Genomic DNA, 20467 nt, shown 5'->3' with positions numbered 1-20467 from the left:
AACGATGAAGTCTGGCTGAATCCGGAACGGAAACCGCCAGAGCAATTAAGAAAAGCCGCATGACTTGACGCGACATCTTTGTTGACAACTACCGCGATCTTGCTTGTTGAACCAACTATGTACGTAGAAAAGGCTGGCAATATTATTGTTAATGCCTTCGTGGTTGTTTCAATCGTCACAGCGTTATCGTTCAACAGGTTAAAGCGGAAACGTTAGCTACTCCGCTTTTCCCTGTCAGTCCGGCCACTTCTCATTGATCGCCAGCGCCTTGTCCATATTCTTGATCAGCAGGTCCACATATTTCGGATCCAGGTGATGCCCCGCCACCTCGCGCAGGTGCTCGGTCACCTTCGCCGGCGGCCATGCATCCTTGTAGCAGCGCTTGTGGCTCAGCGCGTCGAACACGTCGGCCACGGCCACGATGCGCGCATACGGGTGGATGTCCTCGCCGCGCAGCCCCTGCGGATAGCCGGTGCCGTCGAACTTCTCGTGGTGCTGGTGGGCGATCACCGCCGCCGCCTTCAGGATCGGGCGCTGCGAGCCGTCCAGGATCTGCAGCCCGATGGTCGGGTGCTGCTTCATGATTTCCCACTCTTCTTCGGTCAGGCGGCCCGGCTTGAGCAGCACCGCGTCGGGCGTCGCGATCTTGCCCACGTCGTGCATCGGCGCGGCGTGCATCAACACCGCCGTCTCGTCTTCCGGCATGCCCGACGCTTGCGCCAGCATGTGGCAGACCTGGGACATGCGGCGCACGTGGTTGCCGGCCTCGTGCGAGCGCGATTCGACCACGTCGCCCAGGCGCAGGATCAGTTCGGCCTGGGTATCGGTGATTTCCTGATTGAGAAGGATGTTGTCGAAGGCGATCGCCACGCCCGAGCAGAACACTTCCAATAGCTGGGCGTCGATGTCCGAGATCTCGTCCACGCCCTTGAGCACCAGCAGCGAGGCCTTGCCGCTATTGTTCGGGAAGTAGCCGACATAGGTGTCGCCGTGCAGGCGCGAGATGCGGTTGTGGCGCGCGTCGTCCAGCTGGGACAGCAGTTCCGGGCCGATCTCTTCCTCGCCCATGTCGCCGATCTGGGCCAGCACCTCGTACTGGCTGGTGCCGGTGATCACGCTGGCCGCCTTGAGGCGCAGCAGCATGCTCTGTTCCAGGCGCAGCAGGGCCACCACCTGCTGCAGCAGGCCGTTGGCGAAGTCTTTCAGGTTGCGTTGCTGGAAGATGTGGGCGGAGGCGGCGATCACCCGTTCCAGGCCTTCGCGGTAGGTCTGCTGCACGCGGCGCGCTTCCTCGACCTTCATGATGTCGCGGTAGGCGCGCAGGGCGGCGAAGGTGGTGGTGAACAGCTTGGTGCGGTCGAGCTCGGTCTTTTCCTTGTAATCGTTGATGTCGTAGTCGACGATCACGCGTTCTTCCGGCGCCTGGCCTGGCTGGCCGGTGCGCAGCACGATGCGGGTAAATTGGTTGTCGAGCTCCTGGCGCATCCAGCGCGCCACTTCCAGGCCGCTGTCCTCGCGCTCCATCACCACGTCCAGGAAGACCAGCGCGATGTCTTTTTCGCGCGCCAGCACTTCCTTCGCCTCGGCGCCGCTGTAGGCATGCACGAAGGATAGCGCGCGGCCGTCGAGGCGGAAGCGCGACAGGGTCAGCTTGGTAATGTCATGGATGTCGGGTTCGTCATCGACCAGCAATACTTTCCAGGGTGCGAGCTTGGGCGCAGCGGAAGACAGAAAGGACATAGACGAATCCGATATCGTTTGAAAAGTTGTCTGGGATAGAATATTTCTGAACGTAAATGTAGCCCAGAGTCAAGTCGATTGTAGTACGACACATGACCATTAACAACAGGCAATATTGAAATTATGCAGCGGCAATGTAACAGCTAGCCCGCTCAAAGAGGCGGTGTTGCGGGCACAAGACAGCCTGCTTCAATTGTAAAGTTTTTGACAACGCTCGCAGTAAAAGGCGCGCCGTCGCGTGTTGCCGAGATTGGCTTTTTTGAAGGGAATATCGCAGCGCGGGCAGATTTTCTTGGCGTGCGCCAGCCAGTGCTGCTTGAGCACGAACGCTTTTTTCCAGCCGAGGAAGTCGAAGCTGTACTGGCGCGCCTCGTCGACCAGGGCGCGCAGCTTGGGCGCCGGCAGCGCCCCCATGGTCGACAGCGGATGGACGCGGATGCGAAACAGCACCTCGTTCTTGATGATGTTGCCGACGCCCGAAAAGATGTCCTGGTCGAGCAGGGCGTCGCAGGCCAGCAGTTCGGGCCGCGCGCGCAGCTTCTTGCGCGCTTGCTTAGGATCCCAGCTGTCCGACATGACGTCGGCGCTGAAATCGTAGGCCTCGAAGGTCGCGCGGTCGATCTCGCGGATCGCGCAGGCGTAGAAATTCATTTCGCCGCCGTCTTCGGTCTCGATCGACAGTCTCGGCTCCTTGTCGCGCCGCTCGTCGATGCGGTAGGTTCCGAACAGCAAAAAATGGATGCGCAGGACGAGGTCGGGCGTCTCGATCAGGAAATGCTTGCCCCAGGTGTGCAGGCCGACGATGCGCTGGCCCACCAGCCGGCCCGGGTCGATGGCGCGCACGTTGCCGCCGGCGCGCACGATGTCCTGGCCGACGAAACGGGCCGATTGTTCCTTCAAGATGACGAGCGATGGACCTTCCGGCATGGCATTCTCCCTTGTGCCATTCTCATCCATCACCATCTATGGGGCATGTGCGAGGCCTAACATTTCGATACAAAAGTTGGACGATTCGAGACGAGCGCGGCTGCCCGAAGCGGCGTATATTTCAATGCAAGACGAACGATAAAAGTAATCCGAGGAGCTAAAAGCGATGAAATCATTACTGATGAAAACGGCCTTTGCGGGCCTGTTCGCGCTGACAGCCGGCGCCGCATCGGCCGGCGTCACCGTGAATTACATCGAGTCCGACAAGTTTGCCGACCTGCCTTTCGCGCCATGGGAGCGCGAGCAGGTGCTCAAGGAGTTGAGCGAGTATTTCACCAAGCTCGGCGCCCAGCTGCCGGAAGGCCAGGACCTGACGATCGACGTCCTTGATGTCGACCTGGCCGGCCGCGAATACCCGAATTTCCGCAGTGGCCGCGAGCTGCGCATCCTGAAAGGCACGGCGGACTGGCCGATCATCAACCTGCGCTATTCGCTGACCCAGAACGGGCAGGTGCTCAAGGGCGGCGATGCGCGGCTGGCCGACATGAACTATATGCAGCGCATCAACCGCCTGTCGGACAGCGACAGCCTGCGCGCCGAGAAGCGCATGATCGATGAGTGGTTCAACGAAACCATCCTGGAGAAGAAGCGGGGTAGTTGAGGCGGCGGCCGGATATGCGGCCAATTGTTTCTCTAGACACGACGGCGCTCCGCGGGGCGCCGTCGTCTTGTCGAGCCCGGGCAGGCGCTAGTCGTCCTTTCCGTCCTTCCTGTTGCTCACCTTGAGCGGATCGTGCACCGTATAGTCCGATGGAACGCTGAACAAGGCCGCAGGCGGCTCGCCGCGCTTGAGCTTGTCTAGCCGGTACACCACGTCGCCGCTGCGCGGATCGCTGCGCTTGTGGTACACCGTCACCTGCAGCTCAGGCGAGTACCAGGTTTCGCTGCTGACCTCGATCGGCGCGCGGTTGCCGATTTCGCCGGCCGGGATCGTGTAGCTGCGCTGGTTGCCTTCGGCGCGCACGCCCGAGAAATCGCGTCCGCCCAGTTCGCGCGTGACCGCCTTGGCCGACCACTTGCCGTCGTTGGCGGCGCCGATGATCAGCGGCGCGATCTGGGCCGACATCGCCCGCGCCGCGGGCATGGGCTCGGCGACACGCACGCGCACCTCGGTCGGCTGCGCGCCGCGCTGGACGTCCTTGACGATGATGTGCGTGCCCTCCGGCAGCTTGCCTTCCCTGCGCAGCTGGTCGATGCGCTCGCGCGCCTGGTCGGCCGCGCGCCGCTGCTGGTCGGCGATGGCGCGCGCGCCTTCCGCCTGGGCGCGCGCCTGGGCGGCGGCGATCCGGGCCTGCGTCGCCGCGGCGCGCGCGGCATCCGCTTCGGCGCGGGCGAGCTCGGACGTCATGTCGAGGCGCGTGGCGCTCTTGCGCTGCGGGTTCAGGATCCAGCGCGCGCCTTCGACCGGGTCGCTGATGGTGATGGTGCGCACTTCGCCGTCGTCGCCGTGCACCTCGGTGCGGGTGCGGCCGGCGCCGTCGCGATACTGCATCGAGCGCGAGGTGTTGACGATCTGGTTGCCGTCGGCCAGCCGCTGCATGCTCTCCGAGACCGCTTCGGCGCTGTAGGGCGCGTTCTTGACGATGCCGGCGCCCGAGATCCTGAGCATGGACGCGGCCAGGCTGGCGCTGTCGCCGGCGCGCTGCGCCGCTTGCTGGCCGGGCGGCAAGGTCACCGTGCCCTGGCGGATCACGATGCGGCGCTCGCCGTCGCTGCCCTGGTCGATCGTATAGTCCTCGGCCAGGGCGGGAGCGAAGGCGCTTGCCAGCAGGGTGGCGATCAGGATGGTTCTGGTATTCATACAGTCCTCACAGTCTATCGTGTCAGTTGACGGCGCTCAGGCGCACCGCCAGGGGATGGCCGTCCTGCGCCACCAGCATTTCGGCGCGCACCGTCTCGCCCGCGGTCTGCGGGTTGAGCGGCATGCCCAGCGGCGCCAGCGCGCTCTGCGGCAGCTCGGCCTCGACCACCCGGGTATAGGGTTCGCGCTCGATCCGTTCCAGCGATTCGAGGGCGATGAAGGCGGCGCCGTCGTCGACGCCGATCACCGGCGGACCGACCGTGATCGCCTGGTGCGGCGCCAGCGCCAGCAGCACGGCCACGCCGCACAGCGAGGCTAGGGCGCCGGCCGTGCCCCATTGGGGCAGCGACAGTTTGCGGTACCAGGGCTGCTTTTTCGGGAACTGGCGGGCGAAGGCCTGCAGCAATTCCTTTTCCACGCAGCGTGGCGCATCGTGCCCCGCCAGCTCGCCGCGCAGCGCGGCCAAGCCGGTGGCCAGTAGCGGGTCGAGATTGTCGTTTTGGTCGTTCATCATTCTTCCTTCCAGCGTCATTCGCTTGTCGCCCGTCCTAGGCGAGGTGGGCATCGTTCGACGGCGCGCCTTGCAGCCCGTGCAGCCGCTTGGCCAGCGCCGCCCGTCCACGCGCCAGCCTCGAGCGCACGGTGCCGATGTCGACCTGGCAGACGGTGGCGATCTCCTGGTACGACAGATCGTGCAGCTCGTACAGGATCACGGGATCGCGGTAGTGCGGCGGCAGCAGCGACAGCGCGCGCCGCACCTCTTCGGCCACCTCGTTGCCGAGCAGCCGCGCCAGCGGTCCGGCGGCGTCGCTGGCCGCGTCCAGGTCCGGTTCGCCTTCATCGCCCAACGGTTCGGGCAGCTGCGGATGGCGCTGGCGCGCTTCGTCCAGCTTAAGCGCCAGCTTGCGCGCCACGCCGAACAGGAAGTGCTGCAGCTGGCCTCGCAGCGGGTCGTAGCCGAGCCGTCCCGTCAGCAGGCCCATGAAGGCTTCCTGCACGATGTCGGCCGCCGCATCGCCCGAGCCGCAGCGCAGCAGCGCGTAGCGGTACAAGGGCCCCTGGTGCCGCCGGTACAGCGCCGTGAACGCCTCGGCCTGCCCGGCGTGGAACTGGCGCAGCAGGTCGGTGTCAAGTTGTTCTGTCGTCGAGGTCATGGCAGTCTTCTTTTCTTGTATTCCGCCGAGTACTCCGAAAAGTTCCAACTATTTTTAGAAAACAAAACGCCCCGTGCCGGAAACCGGGACGGGGCGTACAGTGGGGTGCGATCTCTTAGTCGATCCAGTTTACGCGATCGAACTTGTTGCGGAAATCGTCGGGCATGTAGCACACCTGGCTGGTCTTGTAGTTGAAGAAGACGAAACCGGACTTGGCCATGGCGATCAGGGTCTTGTCGCGCGGCCGGGTGATGCGGAAGATCAGGTCGCCGCCGTACTTGTTGAAATCCATGACGCCGACTTCGAACAGCAACTGGTCGCGTCCATACGCTTCGGCGCGGTAGGTCGCGGCCAGGTCGGTGACGATGATGCCGTTGCCGTCGCGCTCGGTCTCGGCGACACCGAATTCGAACAGGAAGCGCGCCCTGGCTTCGGAGATCATCGCGATCATCGATTCATTGCCCAGGTGGTTGGCGGCGTTGATGTCCGTGACCCGTACCGTCAGCTGCGTCGAATAGTAAAACTGGTCTTCGGGAAGATTGAGTTGTAGGCGTGCCATCTCTTTATTCTAAACTCATTGTGTGGGGCCGCGTCCAATTTTATGGATGGCCCCGCCACCAGTGAGTAAGTACAGCTCGCCTTGGGCATCCTGGCCGAAAGACACGATGCGGCCGATGTCGTCGATCTCCCAGTCGCGCTGTTCGATGATGCCGTTGCCGGTGGCAAGGAAACTCTTCAGGTAGCCGCCGCACAAATCGGAATAGAAATAGCGGCCCGCCAGCTCGGGCAGGGCGCGCCCGCGGTACACGAAGCCGCCGGTGATCGAGCAACCGTTGACGTCGTTCGCGCCGTGGTCGTATTCGAAGACGGGCAGGGTCAGCCCGGCGCGCTCGCAAGTCTCGGCGCCGTAGCACAGCGTTCCTTCCATGACGTTCCAGCCATAGTCCAGGCTGGCCTGGGCCGTGCCGACGATATTGATTTCTTCGCGCCGGTCCTGGCCGGGGTCTGGTAAATACAGCTGGCTGGCGTCGAAGCTGAAGCGCCACGGGTTGCGCAGGCCGGAAGCCCAGATCTCGGGGCGGCGCCCGGTCGCGTCGGGATAGGGATTGCTGGTGGGAATCGTATAGGGGTGGGCGGCCGTGGCGCCCGCCACGTCGATGCGCAGCAGCTTGCCGAGCAGGCTGGCCTGGTTGCGCGCATTGCCTTGCGGATCGCTGGCGCCGCCGCCGTCGCCGGTGCCCAGGTACAGGTAGCCGTCCGGGCCGAAGGCGAGCTGGCCGCCGACATGGTTCTGGTAGGTCGGATGCGCGATGCGCAGGATGACCAGACCGGAGGTCGGATTGGCGGCCGTTGCCGTGGCGCCGGCGCTGAAGCGCTCGATCACGATATTGCGCTGCAAGTCGGTGTAGCAGACGTAGAAATAACCGTTGCGAGCGAACTGCGGATCGAAGGCGAACGACAGCAGCCCGCCTTCGCCTTCGGTGAATACGCGCGCGCCGATGTCGAGGTAGGGCTGGTCGCGCGTGCTGCCGTTGTCGACGATGCGCACCCGGCCCGGCCGCTCGCTGACGAACAGGCGCAGGTCGCCGGGCGGGGCGGTCAGCCAGGTCGGGTTGTCGAGCCCGGCGACGACCTGCGTCGTGACGAGCGTCAGCGTGCCGCTGCCATAGCTCACCGTGGCGGACGCGGTGGCGCCGGCGCTGATGGTCGCCGCTTGCGAGGCGGGCGCCGGCTGGTAGGTGACGCCGCCGCTCGTGACAGCCGAGGCCGACACGTTATAGCTGCCGGGCGCCAGGTTGGCGAGGGTTTGCGATTGTGCGAGGTCTTGCAGGTAATTGTTGGGACCGGTGACCCGCAGGGCGGGATTGACGCCGGCCGGCAGGCCGCTGGCGCTGACGGCCAGCGATCCGGTGCTGGCCGGTGGCGGGACCGCGCCGGTGATGCCTGGGCTGCCGCCACCGCCACCGCAGGCGAGCAGGGTCATGCCGATCAGCATGGCCACGAACGGCAACAGCATGGTCCGCAGATGCCCGATGCGCATGGCCGACTCCCGTGCGCTCAGTCCCGGATGTCGGGCTCGACCAGTTTCGCCAGTTGTTCGAGCGATTCTTGCCAGCCCAGGTAGCACAGCTCGACCGGGATCTGGGCAGGAATGCCTTCTTGCTTGATATGCACCTCGACCCCGCAAAAGATTTCGCGCATGACGACCGTGGTCTGCATCTGGCCGGGCAATTGCGGGTCGTCGAACTCGGCCGTGTAGCGCACGCGCTTGCCGGGTTCCAGCTCGAGGAACTCGCCGCCGAAGGTCTCGCTGCGGCCGTTGGTGAGGTTGGTGAAGGACATCCGGTAGCGGCCGCCGACCCGGCCATCCATCTCGTGGACGGTGGCGAACATGCCATAAGGCGGCAGCCATTTTGCATAGGCGCCGGGAGTGGTGAAGGCGCGGAACAGGCGATGCGGGGTCGATTTGAGTACGCGGTGCAGCTCGACGGTATTGGTGGACATGGTTGATCTCCTTGTGTGGTAGCGGCAGAGGGCATCCCTCTGAACGCCACGACGAAGCAACACTCCCGGATTCGACACCGGCGCCGAGATTTTGATGCGCCAAATGACGAATGGTTTGGAACAGCGCAAGCCGCGCCATTCCAAACCATTGTCTCTGCCCAACAAATGGGCAGCTGCTAGCTTATGCGATTATTTCTTCGCTTCGACGCCCGGAGTGGCCGAACGCGCCAGGAAGGCCTGGGTCACTTGCGGCAGGTGCTCCAGCAGCCAGGCCGCCATCGCCTTTTCCTGTTCCAGGATCTGCTCCAGCTGGGCCTGGGTTGCCGTGTCGCCGACGGATTTCGCCGCTGCGATCAGCGCCGTATAGCTCGAGATCTCGACGTTCTCGAACACATAACCGGCCATGGCGCCCTTAACGACTTCGTCGCTGGCCGCCATGCCGCCCACGGCCTGGCCGAAGGCCGCCAGGCGGCCGCCGATGTCTTTCAGGATCGAGTTGTCGGTGCCGCGGCGGGCCAGGATTTCGTCGAGGATGCCGTGCTGCCAGCGGGTCTCGTCGATGTGCTGGACGATGCGTGCGCGCAGCTCGGGATAGTGTTCGAGGCGCTCGGCCTGCGCGGTCAGCATCTGCTCTGCCTGCTTTTCCATCGCGTGGGCATCGCGCAGCCAGTCGTTGAAGTTGTCGTCTGCAGTCGTCGTCATGATTCCTCCGTGAATGTTTGTACAGGTGGCGAAGGTTCGCCCTGCCATTACCTTCGCAGAGTTGGCGAATCATGTTTGTTAGGTGTTACACACTGTCGATGAATCCGGTGCACCGGATGTTCATGGTGTCGATGGCGCGCGTGTGCGCGTCTTGCTGACGACGCCGGCGGGATCGATCAGCACGACGAATTCGCTGAACCGCCCGCCGCCGGCCGGCGACTGATACACCCAGGCCTCGTAGCCGCTGTCGAAGCGCACGCTTTTCGTGGGGCCGAAGGCGGCCAGCAACTCCGCCTTCGTCGTGCGCCCGGCCACCACCGCCGCCGACAGCCGCTCGGCCGCGACGACGGAACCCGGCGCCGGTGCTTGCGTCGCGCAGCCCGCCAGCAGCGCCGCGCACAGGGCAAAGCGCAGCTTCATGGCGCCACCCCGCCCGGCGCATCGACCATGTATTCGAACTCGACCAGCGTGTCGTCGGGCCAGCTGGCGTCCCACAGCGGCACATAATAAGTGCGGTCGAGCAGCGCCTGGCAGTCGCAGAAGGGCAGCATGTCGGGCGTCTGTTCACCGCCGGCGTACAGCATAGTGAAAGGCAATGTCTCCATCCGCTCGCCGGCGCGCAGCGTGACCGCGAAGATCGGCCGCTCGGCAAAGAACAGGTAATTGCCGTCCGGACTGGTGCATACGCCCTCGGGCGTGTTCAGCGCATCCGAAATCCAGCCGAACAGCGGCGAGCTGTTCGAGACCAGGCCGGCTTCCTTGCCCACCCGGCACTCCAGGCGCAGGTCGCCCAGGCGCCGCGTGCCGGCGGGCAGGCCGGGCGATTCGATGCGCGCGCGCCAGGTCATGCTGGCGGTCTTGCGGCTGGCGAGCACGGCGGCGTCTTCCTGCAGGGCTTGCGCGTGACGCGGCAGGACGAAGAAATTGTTCTCATCGACGGGCACCGGCACCGACACGGTGTCGCCCGCAATGCGCAAGGTGATGCCGCGCATGTCCGTCGACGGCAGGCGCGGCAGCAGTTGGAAGCGCAGGGTGGCGTTGGGAGCGAAGGCGCGTTCGCGCTCGAAGCGCTCCATGCCGCGGATCATCTTGCGATAGGACTTGTCGACCGGGTCACGGGTGGACTTGACGGTGACGGTGTTCTGGCCGGCGGCCGAGGCCGGCAGGCAGAGTGAAGCGGCCATGAGCACGGAGCCCATGGCAAGCGAAGACACAACGCGGACGATCTGCCGCGTCATGGTCTTACCAGTACCGAACGCGGCCGGTATCCATATGCACGAACTGCGAGCTGGCGTAATAGCCGACGCCACCGCCCTTGAGCGACATCGCCGCTTTCTGCAGGTTGCGCAGGTCGGTGCCCGGCAGGCGGATGTCGATTGCCTTGCCGTCCATGTGCAGGCTGCGCTTGGCGACGCCGCCGCTGCCGTGGCTGCGCAGGAAGGCGTTCGATTCAGGCGCGCGGTAGCCCGAGATGATGTGCAGTTCCTTGCTGTTGTCGAGCTTGCTATTGAGCTGGCCGAGCAGCAGCAGCAGTTGCGGATCGATCTCGGCGACCTTGCCGCTGCGGTGGTCGCGCAGCACTTTATTGATGTCTTTCAGGGCATCGGGGACGAACTCGCCTTCAGCCCAGAACGTGCTCTTCAACTTCTCGCCGGTGTGCGTATTGTAGAAGCGCAGGCAGCACTCGCCCGACAGGACACTGCTGTCAGGTGATGTATTCTTGGCAAGGGTTGGAAGGGCGAGGGAGGAAGATGCGAGGAGGAGAGAGCTCTTGAGGAAGGAGCGTCGTTGAATCATTGAAGGGAGTCCTTACGCTGGTTCGCTGAACCATCAATGATACGCCGATTGCGTCGAACGTGCAGATAAAATGATGGAAAATGCGGCGAATCAGCTACGATGTCAAGTGTTCAATGTTTTTTGAGAGAGGAAGTCATGCTGAGTATTGTCAGAAAGTTCTTGAGCAAAAAACTGGTTCTGGCCGCCGCACTGGCGACGGTCGGCGCTGCCGCCGTGGCGCAAGAAGTGACGCCGGTCGACAAGCCGCCGCTGGCCAAGGGCTGGAAGCTCGAAACGGTCGCCACCGGCGCGCCGCAACCCTGGGGCATGGCGTGGTTGCCGGATGGCCGCATGCTGGTCACGGGCAAGCAGGGCACGCTGCACCTGTTAAACGGCAAGAGCTTCCAGCAAATTCCTCTCGACGGTTTGCCGAACCTGTATGCCAGCGGCCAGGGCGGCCTGCTCGACATCGCGGTCCATCCCGCCGATAAAACCAACCCGCACATCTACATGACGATGTCCAGCGGCAGCGACGACGAGAACCGGACCGTGCTGGTACAGGGCGTGTTCGACGGCAAGCGCGTGACCGGCCTCAAGCAACTCTTCGCGGTCAACCTCGGCAAGAGCGGCGGCCAGCACTTCGGCTCGCGCATCCTGTTCCTGCCCGATAACACCCTCTTGATGAGCATCGGCGACGGCGGCAATACGCCTCAGCGCATCGGCAATATGCTGGCGCGCGACCATGCCCAGAGCCTGGCCTCGCACACCGGCAAGATCCTGCACCTGACGGACACCGGCCAGCCGGTCGGCAAGGGCGCGTTCGCCGGCAAGGACAACGCCCGTCCCGAGATCTACAGCTACGGCCACCGCAACGTGCAGGGCCTGGCGCGCGATCCGAAGAGCGGCCGCGTCTACGCCAACGAGCACGGCTCGCGCGGCGGCGACGAAATCAACGTGATCGAGGCCGGCAAGAACTATGGCTGGCCGCTGCAAAGCTATACGCTGGACTACGGCACGCGCGAGCCGATCGGCATGAAGGTGGTGCCGGGCACGGTGCAGCCGATCGTCGTGTGGACGCCGTCGCCGGCGCCGTCGGGCCTGGCCTTCTACACGGGTAAAGCCTTCCCGCAATGGCAGGGCAGCCTGTTCAGCGGCAGCCTGGCCGGCCAGGACGTGCGCCGCGTGCAGCTCGACGCCCAGGGCAAGGTAACGGCCCAGGAGCTGCTGCCTGTCGGCAAGCGCGTGCGCGACGTGCGCCAGGGCCCGGACGGCCAGCTGTACGTACTGACCGACGAAGCCAAGGGCAGCCTGCTCCGGATCGTGCCGCGCTGAGGTCCCCAAGTGATGCGCGCTGCATGATGTTGGGTCAAACCTGGCATATGCATCATGTTTTTGTTTGTTGACAACGTGAAACCTGCCTAGAATGAATGTTTGCAAGGCGCGTCCCTGAGGCGCGCCTTGTGCGTTTCATTCCCGTCCCGCCCCTTTCAGGAGGAGAAGCATGGCAGTTTCCGTTCGTCGCACCATCGGCCTGGCCGCAGCGCTCGCGCTTGCGTTCGGCACGTCTTCCATCCAGGCCGCGCCGGCAAAGCCGGCCGCCACGCCGGACATCCCGATCCCGGACATCAAGTACACCAAGTTCACGCTCAAGAACGGGCTGACGGTGCTGGTGCACGAAGACCGCAAGACGCCGGTGGTGGCGATCAATACCTGGTACCACGTCGGCTCCAAGAACGAGAAGGTGGGCAAGACCGGCTTCGCCCACCTGTTCGAGCACCTGATGTTCAGCGGCAGCGACAACTTCAAGCACACCTACCTGAACGCGATGGAGCGCATCGGCGCGACCGACCTGAACGGCACCACCAACCAGGACCGCACCAATTACTTCCAGAACGTGCCGACCTCGATGCTCGACTATGCGCTGTTCGCCGAGAGCGACCGCATGGGCTACCTCCTCGGCACGGTCGACAAGAAGAAGCTCGACATCCAGCGCGGCGTGGTGCAGAACGAAAAGCGCCAATACGAGAACCAGCCCTACGGCATTGCTTGGGAACTGTTGACCACCAATACCTACCCGGCCGGCCATCCGTATTCCTGGACCGTGATCGGCAAGATGGAAGACCTCGATGCGGCCTCGATGACCGACGTGCAGGACTGGTTCAAGCAGAACTACGGCCCAAACAACACGGTGCTGGTGCTGTCGGGCGATATCTCGCCGGAAGAAGCGCGCGAGAAGGTCGAGCGCTTCTATGGCGCGATCCCGCCGGGCCCGCCGCTGGCCAAGCATGACGCCTGGATCGCCAAGCGCACTGGCACCCACCGCACGGTGGCGCAGGACCGCGTGCCGCAGTCGCGCATCTATCGCACCTGGAACGTGCCGGGCGCGCACACGCAAGAGGAAGCGCTGCTCGACCTGGCGGCGCGCGTGCTGGGCGGCGGCAAGACCTCGCGCCTGTATAAACGCCTGGTGTACCAGGATCAATTGGCCACCAGCGCGACCGCGAGCGACAGCTCGTCCGAGATCGGCGGCCAGTTCAGCATGACCCTGACCGCGCGTCCGGGCGCCGACGTCGCGAAGATGGAAAAAGTCGCCGACGAAGAGTTGCGCGCGCTGATGAAGAGCGGCCCGACGGACGCCGAGCTGCGCCTGGCCAAGACCGCGATCCTGGCCCAGTACACGCGCATGATCGAGCGCGTCGGCGGCTTCGGCGGCAAGAGCGACCTGCTGGCCTCGTGCGAGACCTATACCGGCAATCCGGACTGCTACAAGGTCTACCTGCAGCGCATCAAGGATGCCACCCCGGCCATGGTCAGGAAGGCCATGAACGACTGGCTCAGCGACGGCGACTTCGTGCTGCAGATTGACCCGTTCCCGACCGGCCTGGCAGCGACCAATACCGGCCTGGACCGCAGCAAGGCGCCGGACACCGGCAAGGCGATGTCGCTCAAGCTGCCGCCGATGCAGCGCACCACCTTGTCGAACGGCCTGAATGTCGTGCTGGCCGAGCGCCATGAAGCGCCGATCGTCAACCTGCAGATGCTGGTCGACAGCGGCTACGCCTCGGACAGCGCCGCGATGCCCGGCGTGGCCAGCCTGGCCCTGCGCATGCTCGAAGAAGGCACGAGCTCGCGCAAATCGCTGCAGATCGGCGAGGAACTCGAAAGCCTGGGCGCGACCTTCGGCGCCAGCACCAACCTGGACGGCGCTTTCGTCGGCATGAACGCGCTCAAGGCCACGCTGCCGCAGGCGCTGAACCTGTATTCGGACGTGGTGCTCAATCCCGCCTTTCCGCAGAACGAATTCGTGCGCCTGCAGCAGGACCGCCTGGCCGCGATCGCGCGCGAGAAGTCCGATCCGCAATCGATCGCGATGCGCCTTGCGCCGGCCCTGCTGTACGGGCAGAACCACGTGTACGCCAAGCCGGGCACCGGCACCGGCACCGAGGACGCCGTCAAGCGCATGACGCGCGCCGACCTGGTGAAGTACCACGCCACCTGGTTCAAGCCGAACAACGCCACGCTGCTGGTGGTGGGCGACACCACGCTGGCCGAGATCAAGCCGATGCTCGAGAAAGCCTTCGGCGCCTGGAAGGCGGGCGAGGTGCCCAAGAAAGTGATCGACACGGTGGCGCCGCGCGCCGCGCCGGTGGTCTACCTGGTCGACCGTCCCGGCGCGCTGCAGAGCGTGATCCTGGGCGGCCAGCTGGCGCCGCCGCGTAACAGCCCCGAGGCACTGCCGCTCGAGATCGTCAACGACGTGTTCGGCGGCACCTTCAGCTCGCGCATCAATATGAACCTGCGCGAAGACAAGCACTGGTCGTACGGCGTGCGCAGCCTGGTGTCGCCGGCGATCGGCCAGCGCCAGTTCATGAGCGTCTCGCCGGTGCAGACCGACAAGACCGGCGACGCGCTGAAGGAGCTGGTGGGCGAATACCGCAACATCGCCGGCACCAAGCCGATCGCGAACGAGGAGCTCAAGTTCGCGCAGGACAATAAAACCCTGCGCCTGCCGGGCAGCTTCGAGACCGCGGGCCAGCTGGCCGGCGCCTATTCCACGATCTTGCAGTACGGCCTGCCCGAGGATTACTTCAACACCTATACCGAAAAGGCGCTGGCGCTCACGCCGCAGCAGGCCAACGCCCTGGCCGCGCGCAGCTTCGTGGCCGACCGGCTGGTGTGGGTGGTGGTGGGCGACATGGCCAAGGTCGAGAAGGACATCCGCGCCCTGAACCTGGGCGAGGTGCGCCGCATCGACGTGGACGGCAAGCCGCTGCCGTAATGTTGTCTTGGTTTGTGCCCGGCCTGTGCGCCGGGCATGCCGGGTTTCGGGGACACTATGGGCAGGAGGATGCTCATGGACCAACAACTCACACTGGACCCGGCGCATACCGCGCTGGTCCTGATCGATCTTCAGAACAGCAACGTCAAGCACGCGCTCGCGCCGCACGGCGCCGAGGACGTGGTCGGCAACTGCGTGCTGCTGGCGCAAGAGATGCGCGAACGCGGCGGCCTGGTCATCTACGTGCACGTGCTGCTGAACGAATTGCCGCAAGTGCCGGCCGATGCGCCATTGCGTGCGCAGGGCGCACCGGCGGCCCCGCCCGATGCGTCGTGGCTGGCGCCGGACGCCGGCGTCGAAGCGCAAGACCTCGTCATCGTCAAGCGCCAGTGGGGCGCCTTCTATGGAACCGAACTCGAGCAGCAGCTGCGGCGGCGCGGCATCGACACGCTCATCATGGGCGGCATCGCCACCAATTTCGGCGTCGAATCGACCGCGCGCGCGGCCTATGACTTCGGCTTCAAGCTGGTGTTCGCCGAGGATGCGATGAGCAGCTTCGATGCCGATGCCCACCGCTTCGGGTGCGAGAACATTTTCCCGAAAATGGGGAGGGTGCGCGCGACGCGCACCCTGATCGACGTGCTGCAGGCGGGGACCGGCGCCGCGTGACGCCGGTCGACCGCGGTCAACCAGCGCGCTGGATATCCGCCGTGATCTCGTAGGCGCGCAGGCGCGCCGCGTGATCGTAGATCTGTGAGGTGATCATCAGCTCGTCCGGCTTGGTCTTCTCGATGAAGGCGCGCAGCTGGTGAGCCACCGTCACGCGCGAGCCGATTGCCGAGCACGACAGCACGCTGTCGAGCATCATGCGTTCGGGCAGGTCGAGCGCTTCCAGGTAGCCGCTCACCGGCGGCTTGAGCTTGGTCGGGCGGCCGGTGCGCAAGTTGACGAAGGCCTGCTGCATCGAGGTCGCCAGGAAGTGCGCTTCTTCGTCGGTGTCCGCGGCGAACACGTTAAAGCCCAGCATGATGTACGGCTTGTCGAGCTGTTCCGACGGGCGGAAGTTGCTGCGGTACATGTCGATCGCCTGCATCATCATCTGCGGCGCGAAGTGCGAGGCAAACGCATACGGCAGGCCGAGGTGCGCCGCCAATTGGGCGCCGAACAGGCTGGAACCGAGGATCCACACCGGCACGTCCAGGCCGGCGCCGGGCACGGCCTGCACCGGACGGCGGGTCGAGCCGGCGAAATAATCCATCAGCTCCACGACGTCTTGCGGGAATTCGTCGGCATCCGACGCCAGGTTGCGGCGCAGGGCGCGCGCCGTGGTGTGGTCCGAGCCTGGCGCGCGGCCGAGGCCGAGGTCGATCCGGCCCGGATGCAGCGCCTCGAGCGTGCCGAACTGTTCGGCGATCACCAGCGGCGAATGGTTGGGCAGCATGATGCCGCCGGCGCCCACGCGGATGCGCGAGGTGCCGGCCGCCACGTGGCCGATCAGCACCGCGGTGGCGGCGCTGGCAATGCCCGGCATGCCGTGGTGCTCGGCCAGCCAGAAGCGGTTGTAACCCCAGCGCTCGCCATGTTGGGCAAGGTCGAGCGAGCGTTGGAACGAGGTGGCCGCATCGCTGCCTTCAGCGATCGGCGAGAGGTCGAGTATCGAAAAAGGAATCATGGATCCATGATACGCCGATGCGAAAAAGCGCGTGCGCGGCCACCCAAAAATGCCGGGGCCGCCACTTGGGTTAGTATTTCTTCATGATGCCAAAACACTTTTTTCGCATGCGTGTTGCGATCTTTCCTGCCGTCATGCTGCTCGCCGGCTGTGTCCACCTGCCGACTTCCATGAGCGCCGAACCCCCATTCAATCCGCAACGCGTGACCGCGATCGATCACGCCATCGATGCCGCGATCGCCGCCCGCAAGCTGCCGGGCGCGGTGTACCACCTCGAACGCGGCGCCGCCACCTACGAGCGTGGCTACGGACGGCTCAGCTATGAAGAGGACGCCGCCGCCGTCACGCCCGCGACCGTCTTCGATGCCGCCTCGCTGAGCAAGGTGCTGGTGACAGCGCCATCGGTGCTGATGCTGGCCGAGGAGGGCAAGATCGATCTCGAGGCGCCGCTCACAAATTATTTTCCGGAATGTACCGGGGGCGGCAAGGAGGCGATCGCGGTCCGCCACCTGTTGACGCATGTGTCGGGCCTGGCGTCGGGCTTGCCGGCGAAACCGGCGTGGCAGGGCAAGACGGCGGCGCTGTCCCTGGCCTGCGCGCAGTCGGTGACCCATCCGCCGGGCAGTTTCTTCCGCTACTCGGACATCAACTACATCCTGCTCGGCCTGCTGGTCGAGCGCACGGCGGGCGTGTCGCTCGACCGCTTCGCCCAGGAACGCATCTTCGCACCGCTGGGCATGCTTGACACCGGTTATCGCCCACTGGAACGCATGCCGGCGGCGCGCATCGCGCCGACCCAGCGCGGCGCCAGCGAGGCGGCGCAGCTGCCCACGGCGCACGGCGACCTGGCGCCGGGCGCGCCGCTGCAGGGCGTGGTGCACGATCCGACCGTGCGGCGCATGGGCGGCGTGGGCGGCTCGGCCGGCGTGTTCTCGACCGTCGGCGACGTCGCCCGCTTCGGTCGCATGCTGTTGGGCAATGGAGCACTCGATGGCGTGCGCATATTGCAGCCGGAAAGCGTCCGCCTGCTGACGACGGTGCAGTCGCCGTCCGGCATCGCGGCGCTGCGGGGGATGGGCATGGACATCGACTCGCCCTATGCCAAGCGTCCGCGCGGCAATGTCTATCCGATCGGCAGCTATGGCCATACGGGATTCACCGGCTGCATCCTGTGGGTCGATCCACAGTCACAAAGTTTGTATGTCTTCCTGTCGAACCGGGTCTATCCGGACGACCGCAGCGTGGTGCTGCCGCTGTACACGCAGCTCGGCACACTCTCTGCGCAGGCCGCACTCGAAGCTCTGCAGTAGGTGAAAGATGGACGCAAGATAGTGGAAATTAAAAGACGATGATGTATTTCCGCGCGGCTACCGTGCGCTCCCATCCGTAGCATGTCCCTACACTGGGCTCCTCACCTGGCGCAAATCGTTACCAACTCTTGCGTATGCGTCCGGTACCGCCCCCAGATACATTGTGACATTGAGGAGAACACCATGAAAATGAATACGCTACTCAAAGGAATGCTCGGTGCTTCGGTTGCCGCCGCCATGTTCGGCGCCACAGCGGTCAACGCCCAGACCAGCACCACCGGCTCGACCAGCACCGGCCAGTCGGGCCAGATCGGCAGCAGCACCAGCAGCCAGACCGGCAGCATGCGCGACCAAACCAGCGGCAGCTCGTCGACCGGCGCGACCGGCAGCATGCAGAGCACCGATCCGCAACACCAGCGTGACCGCGACCGCCGCAGCAAAACCGGCACCAGCAGCGGCACCTCGGGCACGAGCGGCACGACGGGCACCACCGGAACGACCGGCACCACGGGGTCGACCGGCACCACCGGCACGACCAGCGGTTCGAGCGGTTCGCTGGGCACCGGCACCAGCGGTTCCACCGGCACCATGGATGACACCGGCCGCACCGGCACCTCGACCGGCACCACGGGCACGACTGGCGCCACCGGCACCACCGGTACGACCGGCACCACCGGCACCACCGGTACGACGGGCACCACCGGCACCACCGGCCGCGGCTACTGATCCAGCCGATAGCGCTTCAGCAGTAACGGCGGCGTCCCCGGCCGCCATCCCGGACACCGGCTCGCGCCGGTGTTCGCGTTTCTGGCGCGCGTTTCCTTTCGTTCAGCGCATGCCGCGCCGTGCGCCGCCGCGCCTGTCCTGCGGCGGCAGCGCATCGCCGGGCGCCAGCGCGATCTTCGCCAGCGGCGTCGGCGCCGGGCCGTGCAGCACCTTGCCCTCGGTATCGAAACGCGAGGCGTGACAAGGGCAATCCCATGAGCGTTCGGCGCCGTTCCAGTGCACCGCGCAACCGAGATGGGTGCACCTGGCCGACAGCGCATGCAGGCCGCCTTCGGGATCGCGATAGACCGCCACCCGGCGCAAACCGTCGCGCAGCACCGCGCCTTCGCCGGGCGGGATCTCTTGTACAGAATCGACTTCTCCGCCGCGCAGCCAGTCGCCGTAGCGCGCCGCTACATTTGCCTGTGCGCTGGCGAATTCGCCCAGCCCGTGCACCGGTTTACGCGCCGGGTCGTACAGCGCGCTCCAGGGATTCGGCCGTTCCATGATCAGGTCGGTCACCAGCATGGCGCCGATGGTGCAGTGGGTCATGCCGTTGCCGGAGTCGCCCGTGATCAGGTAGACGTTGTCGTCGTCCATCGGGTTGCGGCCCAGGAAGGCCAGGCCGTCGCTCGGTTCCATCACCTCGCCCGACCAGCGCCAGGCCAGTTCGCGCGCCATCGGGAAGCGTGCGCGCGCCCAGCGCTCGAGCTCGTCGTAACGGTGGCCGGGATGCGCGTCCTGGACCGTCTTGTGATCGGCCCCGCCCACGACCAGCACCTCGTCGCCGTCGGCACCTGGCGCCAGCCGCACATAGTGATAGGGCTCGTCCAGGTCCCACAGCAGCAGGTGCGGCAGCGCGCCGTGCGGCACCCGCAAGCCGATCACGTAGGTGCGGTAGCCGGCCTGCTTGGTGTGCATGACGACGCGGTCGTTGAACGGCGTGTGCGTGGCCACCACCACGTCCCGGGCCCGGATCTCGCCATGGTCGAGGGACACGAGCTGGCGCCGGTGGTCGCCGCGGATGCGGCGGGCGTGGCTGGCGCCATGGATGCGGCCGCCGCGCCGGATGAAGGCGCGCGCCAGGCCGTCGAGGTATCTGAGCGGATGGAACTGCGCCTGGCCCGGATAGCGCACGGCGGGGCCGGTCTCGAACCCCAGGCCCGGCACGCCGGCGACCATCTCGGCCTGCACGCCGGCGCGCACGGCGGCGTCGCATTCGCGTTCGAGCCGCGGCCCGTCGCCCGCATCCCCGGCCACAAGATAGCCGTCCAGGTGTTCGAGTTCGCAAGCGATGCCTTCCTTGCGCACGATGGATTCGACCATCTGCAGCGCATGGGCATAGCTGCCGGCCACCAGGCGCGCCTGGGCGCGGCCGAAGCGGCGCTCGATGCCGTGGTACCACTCGTCGGGCGGGAAGAAATGGGCGGTGGTGCGGCCGCTCTCGCCGGCGCCGACGCCGAGCGCGTCGACGACCACCACGTCCTTGTCTTCGCACGCCAGCAGATAGGCGGCGGTGAGGCCGGCGATGCCGGCGCCGATCACGCACACCTGGGCTTCCTGCGCGCCGACGAGCGGCGGAAAGACGGGCACCGTGGCGGTGTCCATCCAGAGCGAAGTCGAGCTGCCGTTCGTCGCGCCCAGCATGATGGCCTCCGTCGCCGGTATGGTCGCCACTGCATGCTAGCGCGCCGCCGCGAAGGATGTAGCACGATCGCGCCATGTGCCTCCGGCCTCTGCCAGGTGCGGATGTCATCATGATGAAAAATTGCAGAT

General features: G+C 65.5%; 20 protein-coding genes. 6 read left to right on the top strand and 14 right to left on the bottom strand.

The annotated features are described in order from the left end of the window. Nucleotides 1-234: 234 nt before the first annotated feature. Entirely contained in the window at nt 235-1740 is a 1506-nt protein-coding gene (locus tag ABIB42_RS23045; protein WP_005663066.1) for an HD domain-containing phosphohydrolase, read from the bottom strand. A 189-nt stretch (nt 1741-1929) separates the two neighbouring features. After that, complete coding sequence (locus tag ABIB42_RS23040; RefSeq protein WP_429249044.1) at nt 1930-2667, bottom strand: DNA-formamidopyrimidine glycosylase family protein; 738 nt, start codon at nt 2665-2667, stop codon at nt 1930-1932. A gap of 166 nt (nt 2668-2833) precedes the next feature. On the opposite strand from ABIB42_RS23040, the gene ABIB42_RS23035 reads away from it, so the two are divergent. Next, the gene (locus ABIB42_RS23035; protein ID WP_005663062.1) at nt 2834-3328 is read left to right on the top strand and encodes a DUF3016 domain-containing protein; all 495 of its coding nucleotides are present in this window, start codon (nt 2834-2836) and stop codon (nt 3326-3328) included. 87 nt (nt 3329-3415) lie between these two features. On the opposite strand, the gene ABIB42_RS23030 is transcribed toward ABIB42_RS23035, so the two are convergent. From ABIB42_RS23030 to ABIB42_RS22985, 10 genes are all read right to left on the bottom strand, one after another. Next, complete coding sequence (locus tag ABIB42_RS23030) at nt 3416-4528, bottom strand: hypothetical protein (RefSeq protein WP_312164138.1); 1113 nt, start codon at nt 4526-4528, stop codon at nt 3416-3418. A gap of 22 nt (nt 4529-4550) precedes the next feature. Continuing rightward, a complete protein-coding gene (locus ABIB42_RS23025) occupies nt 4551-5042 on the bottom strand; it encodes a hypothetical protein (protein WP_229520332.1) in 492 nt (163 codons plus the stop codon). 34 nt (nt 5043-5076) lie between these two features. Continuing rightward, complete coding sequence (locus ABIB42_RS23020; protein ID WP_429249043.1) at nt 5077-5682, bottom strand: RNA polymerase sigma factor; 606 nt, start codon at nt 5680-5682, stop codon at nt 5077-5079. Between the two features lie 115 nt (nt 5683-5797). Beyond that, nucleotides 5798-6241, bottom strand: a complete 444-nt coding sequence (locus tag ABIB42_RS23015; RefSeq protein ID WP_005663055.1) for a thioesterase family protein — start codon at nt 6239-6241, stop codon at nt 5798-5800. Nucleotides 6242-6256: 15 nt separating this feature from the next. Further along, nucleotides 6257-7723, bottom strand: a complete 1467-nt coding sequence (locus ABIB42_RS23010; RefSeq protein ID WP_429249042.1) for a PQQ-dependent sugar dehydrogenase — start codon at nt 7721-7723, stop codon at nt 6257-6259. A gap of 17 nt (nt 7724-7740) precedes the next feature. Beyond that, nucleotides 7741-8187: an SRPBCC family protein gene (locus ABIB42_RS23005; protein WP_429249041.1), complete on the bottom strand. Its 447-nt coding sequence runs from the start codon at nt 8185-8187 to the stop codon at nt 7741-7743. Nucleotides 8188-8376: 189 nt separating this feature from the next. Then, complete coding sequence (locus ABIB42_RS23000; RefSeq protein WP_071360590.1) at nt 8377-8889, bottom strand: ferritin-like domain-containing protein; 513 nt, start codon at nt 8887-8889, stop codon at nt 8377-8379. A 120-nt stretch (nt 8890-9009) separates the two neighbouring features. Then, on the bottom strand, nt 9010-9309 hold the full coding sequence (locus ABIB42_RS22995; protein ID WP_314439305.1) for a hypothetical protein: 300 nt from the start codon (nt 9307-9309) through the stop codon (nt 9010-9012). Beyond that, nucleotides 9306-10073, bottom strand: a complete 768-nt coding sequence (locus tag ABIB42_RS22990; protein WP_429249040.1) for a hypothetical protein — start codon at nt 10071-10073, stop codon at nt 9306-9308. Before ABIB42_RS22990 ends, ABIB42_RS22995 begins: the two co-directional genes overlap by 4 nt. A 58-nt stretch (nt 10074-10131) precedes the next feature. Beyond that, complete coding sequence (locus tag ABIB42_RS22985; RefSeq protein WP_267871910.1) at nt 10132-10566, bottom strand: DUF882 domain-containing protein; 435 nt, start codon at nt 10564-10566, stop codon at nt 10132-10134. Between the two features lie 279 nt (nt 10567-10845). Here ABIB42_RS22985 and ABIB42_RS22980 point away from each other — a divergent pair, with 279 nt between their 5' ends. The 3 genes from ABIB42_RS22980 (at nt 10846) to ABIB42_RS22970 (ending at nt 15613) form a co-directional block, all read left to right on the top strand. Next, on the top strand, nt 10846-11997 hold the full coding sequence (locus ABIB42_RS22980) for a PQQ-dependent sugar dehydrogenase (RefSeq protein WP_429249039.1): 1152 nt from the start codon (nt 10846-10848) through the stop codon (nt 11995-11997). A 169-nt stretch (nt 11998-12166) separates the two neighbouring features. Beyond that, entirely contained in the window at nt 12167-14944 is a 2778-nt protein-coding gene (locus ABIB42_RS22975) for a M16 family metallopeptidase (RefSeq protein WP_429249038.1), read from the top strand. Nucleotides 14945-15019: 75 nt separating this feature from the next. Then, nucleotides 15020-15613, top strand: coding sequence for an isochorismatase family protein (locus ABIB42_RS22970; RefSeq protein ID WP_429249037.1), 594 nt, complete (start codon nt 15020-15022; stop codon nt 15611-15613). Between the two features lie 16 nt (nt 15614-15629). Here ABIB42_RS22970 and ABIB42_RS22965 read toward each other — a convergent pair whose 3' ends face one another. Further along, entirely contained in the window at nt 15630-16616 is a 987-nt protein-coding gene (locus ABIB42_RS22965; protein WP_005663033.1) for an LLM class flavin-dependent oxidoreductase, read from the bottom strand. A 170-nt stretch (nt 16617-16786) separates the two neighbouring features. On the opposite strand from ABIB42_RS22965, the gene ABIB42_RS22960 reads away from it, so the two are divergent. Further along, nucleotides 16787-17926 carry a serine hydrolase domain-containing protein gene (locus ABIB42_RS22960; protein ID WP_429249036.1) on the top strand — a complete coding sequence of 380 codons (1140 nt, stop codon included), beginning with the start codon at nt 16787-16789 and terminating at the stop codon, nt 17924-17926. Nucleotides 17927-18109: 183 nt separating this feature from the next. Next, complete coding sequence (locus tag ABIB42_RS22955; RefSeq protein ID WP_273028031.1) at nt 18110-18652, top strand: hypothetical protein; 543 nt, start codon at nt 18110-18112, stop codon at nt 18650-18652. A gap of 102 nt (nt 18653-18754) precedes the next feature. Here the strand turns inward: ABIB42_RS22955 and ABIB42_RS22950 are convergent, their stop codons facing one another. Beyond that, nucleotides 18755-20338, bottom strand: a complete 1584-nt coding sequence (locus ABIB42_RS22950; protein ID WP_429249035.1) for an FAD-dependent oxidoreductase — start codon at nt 20336-20338, stop codon at nt 18755-18757. Between the last annotated feature and the right edge of the window lie 129 nt (nt 20339-20467).

The sequence above is a fragment of the Massilia sp. UYP32 genome, from assembly GCF_050434365.1.
GTDB lineage: Bacteria > Pseudomonadota > Gammaproteobacteria > Burkholderiales > Burkholderiaceae_D > Telluria > Telluria timonae.
This window is presented reverse-complemented; position numbering and strand designations above follow the sequence as displayed.

Excerpts from the sequence above, each read along its gene's own strand:
- ABIB42_RS23020 (WP_429249043.1), bottom strand. The coding sequence starts at position 5,682 with ATGACCTCGACGACAGAACAACTTGACACCGACCTGCTGCGCCAGTTC.
- ABIB42_RS23015 (WP_005663055.1), bottom strand. The coding sequence starts at position 6,241 with ATGGCACGCCTACAACTCAATCTTCCCGAAGACCAGTTTTACTATTCG.
- ABIB42_RS23030 (WP_312164138.1), bottom strand. The coding sequence starts at position 4,528 with ATGAATACCAGAACCATCCTGATCGCCACCCTGCTGGCAAGCGCCTTC.
- ABIB42_RS22995 (WP_314439305.1), bottom strand. The coding sequence starts at position 9,309 with ATGAAGCTGCGCTTTGCCCTGTGCGCGGCGCTGCTGGCGGGCTGCGCG.
- ABIB42_RS22960 (WP_429249036.1), top strand. The coding sequence starts at position 16,787 with ATGAGCGCCGAACCCCCATTCAATCCGCAACGCGTGACCGCGATCGAT.
- ABIB42_RS22950 (WP_429249035.1), bottom strand. The coding sequence starts at position 20,338 with ATGCTGGGCGCGACGAACGGCAGCTCGACTTCGCTCTGGATGGACACC.
- ABIB42_RS23035 (WP_005663062.1), top strand. The coding sequence starts at position 2,834 with ATGAAATCATTACTGATGAAAACGGCCTTTGCGGGCCTGTTCGCGCTG.
- ABIB42_RS23010 (WP_429249042.1), bottom strand. The coding sequence starts at position 7,723 with ATGCGCATCGGGCATCTGCGGACCATGCTGTTGCCGTTCGTGGCCATG.
- ABIB42_RS23045 (WP_005663066.1), bottom strand. The coding sequence starts at position 1,740 with ATGTCCTTTCTGTCTTCCGCTGCGCCCAAGCTCGCACCCTGGAAAGTA.
- ABIB42_RS22965 (WP_005663033.1), bottom strand. The coding sequence starts at position 16,616 with ATGATTCCTTTTTCGATACTCGACCTCTCGCCGATCGCTGAAGGCAGC.
- ABIB42_RS23025 (WP_229520332.1), bottom strand. The coding sequence starts at position 5,042 with ATGATGAACGACCAAAACGACAATCTCGACCCGCTACTGGCCACCGGC.
- ABIB42_RS23000 (WP_071360590.1), bottom strand. The coding sequence starts at position 8,889 with ATGACGACGACTGCAGACGACAACTTCAACGACTGGCTGCGCGATGCC.
- ABIB42_RS22990 (WP_429249040.1), bottom strand. The coding sequence starts at position 10,073 with ATGGCCGCTTCACTCTGCCTGCCGGCCTCGGCCGCCGGCCAGAACACC.
- ABIB42_RS23040 (WP_429249044.1), bottom strand. The coding sequence starts at position 2,667 with ATGCCGGAAGGTCCATCGCTCGTCATCTTGAAGGAACAATCGGCCCGT.
- ABIB42_RS22975 (WP_429249038.1), top strand. The coding sequence starts at position 12,167 with ATGGCAGTTTCCGTTCGTCGCACCATCGGCCTGGCCGCAGCGCTCGCG.
- ABIB42_RS22955 (WP_273028031.1), top strand. The coding sequence starts at position 18,110 with ATGAAAATGAATACGCTACTCAAAGGAATGCTCGGTGCTTCGGTTGCC.
- ABIB42_RS22970 (WP_429249037.1), top strand. The coding sequence starts at position 15,020 with ATGGACCAACAACTCACACTGGACCCGGCGCATACCGCGCTGGTCCTG.
- ABIB42_RS23005 (WP_429249041.1), bottom strand. The coding sequence starts at position 8,187 with ATGTCCACCAATACCGTCGAGCTGCACCGCGTACTCAAATCGACCCCG.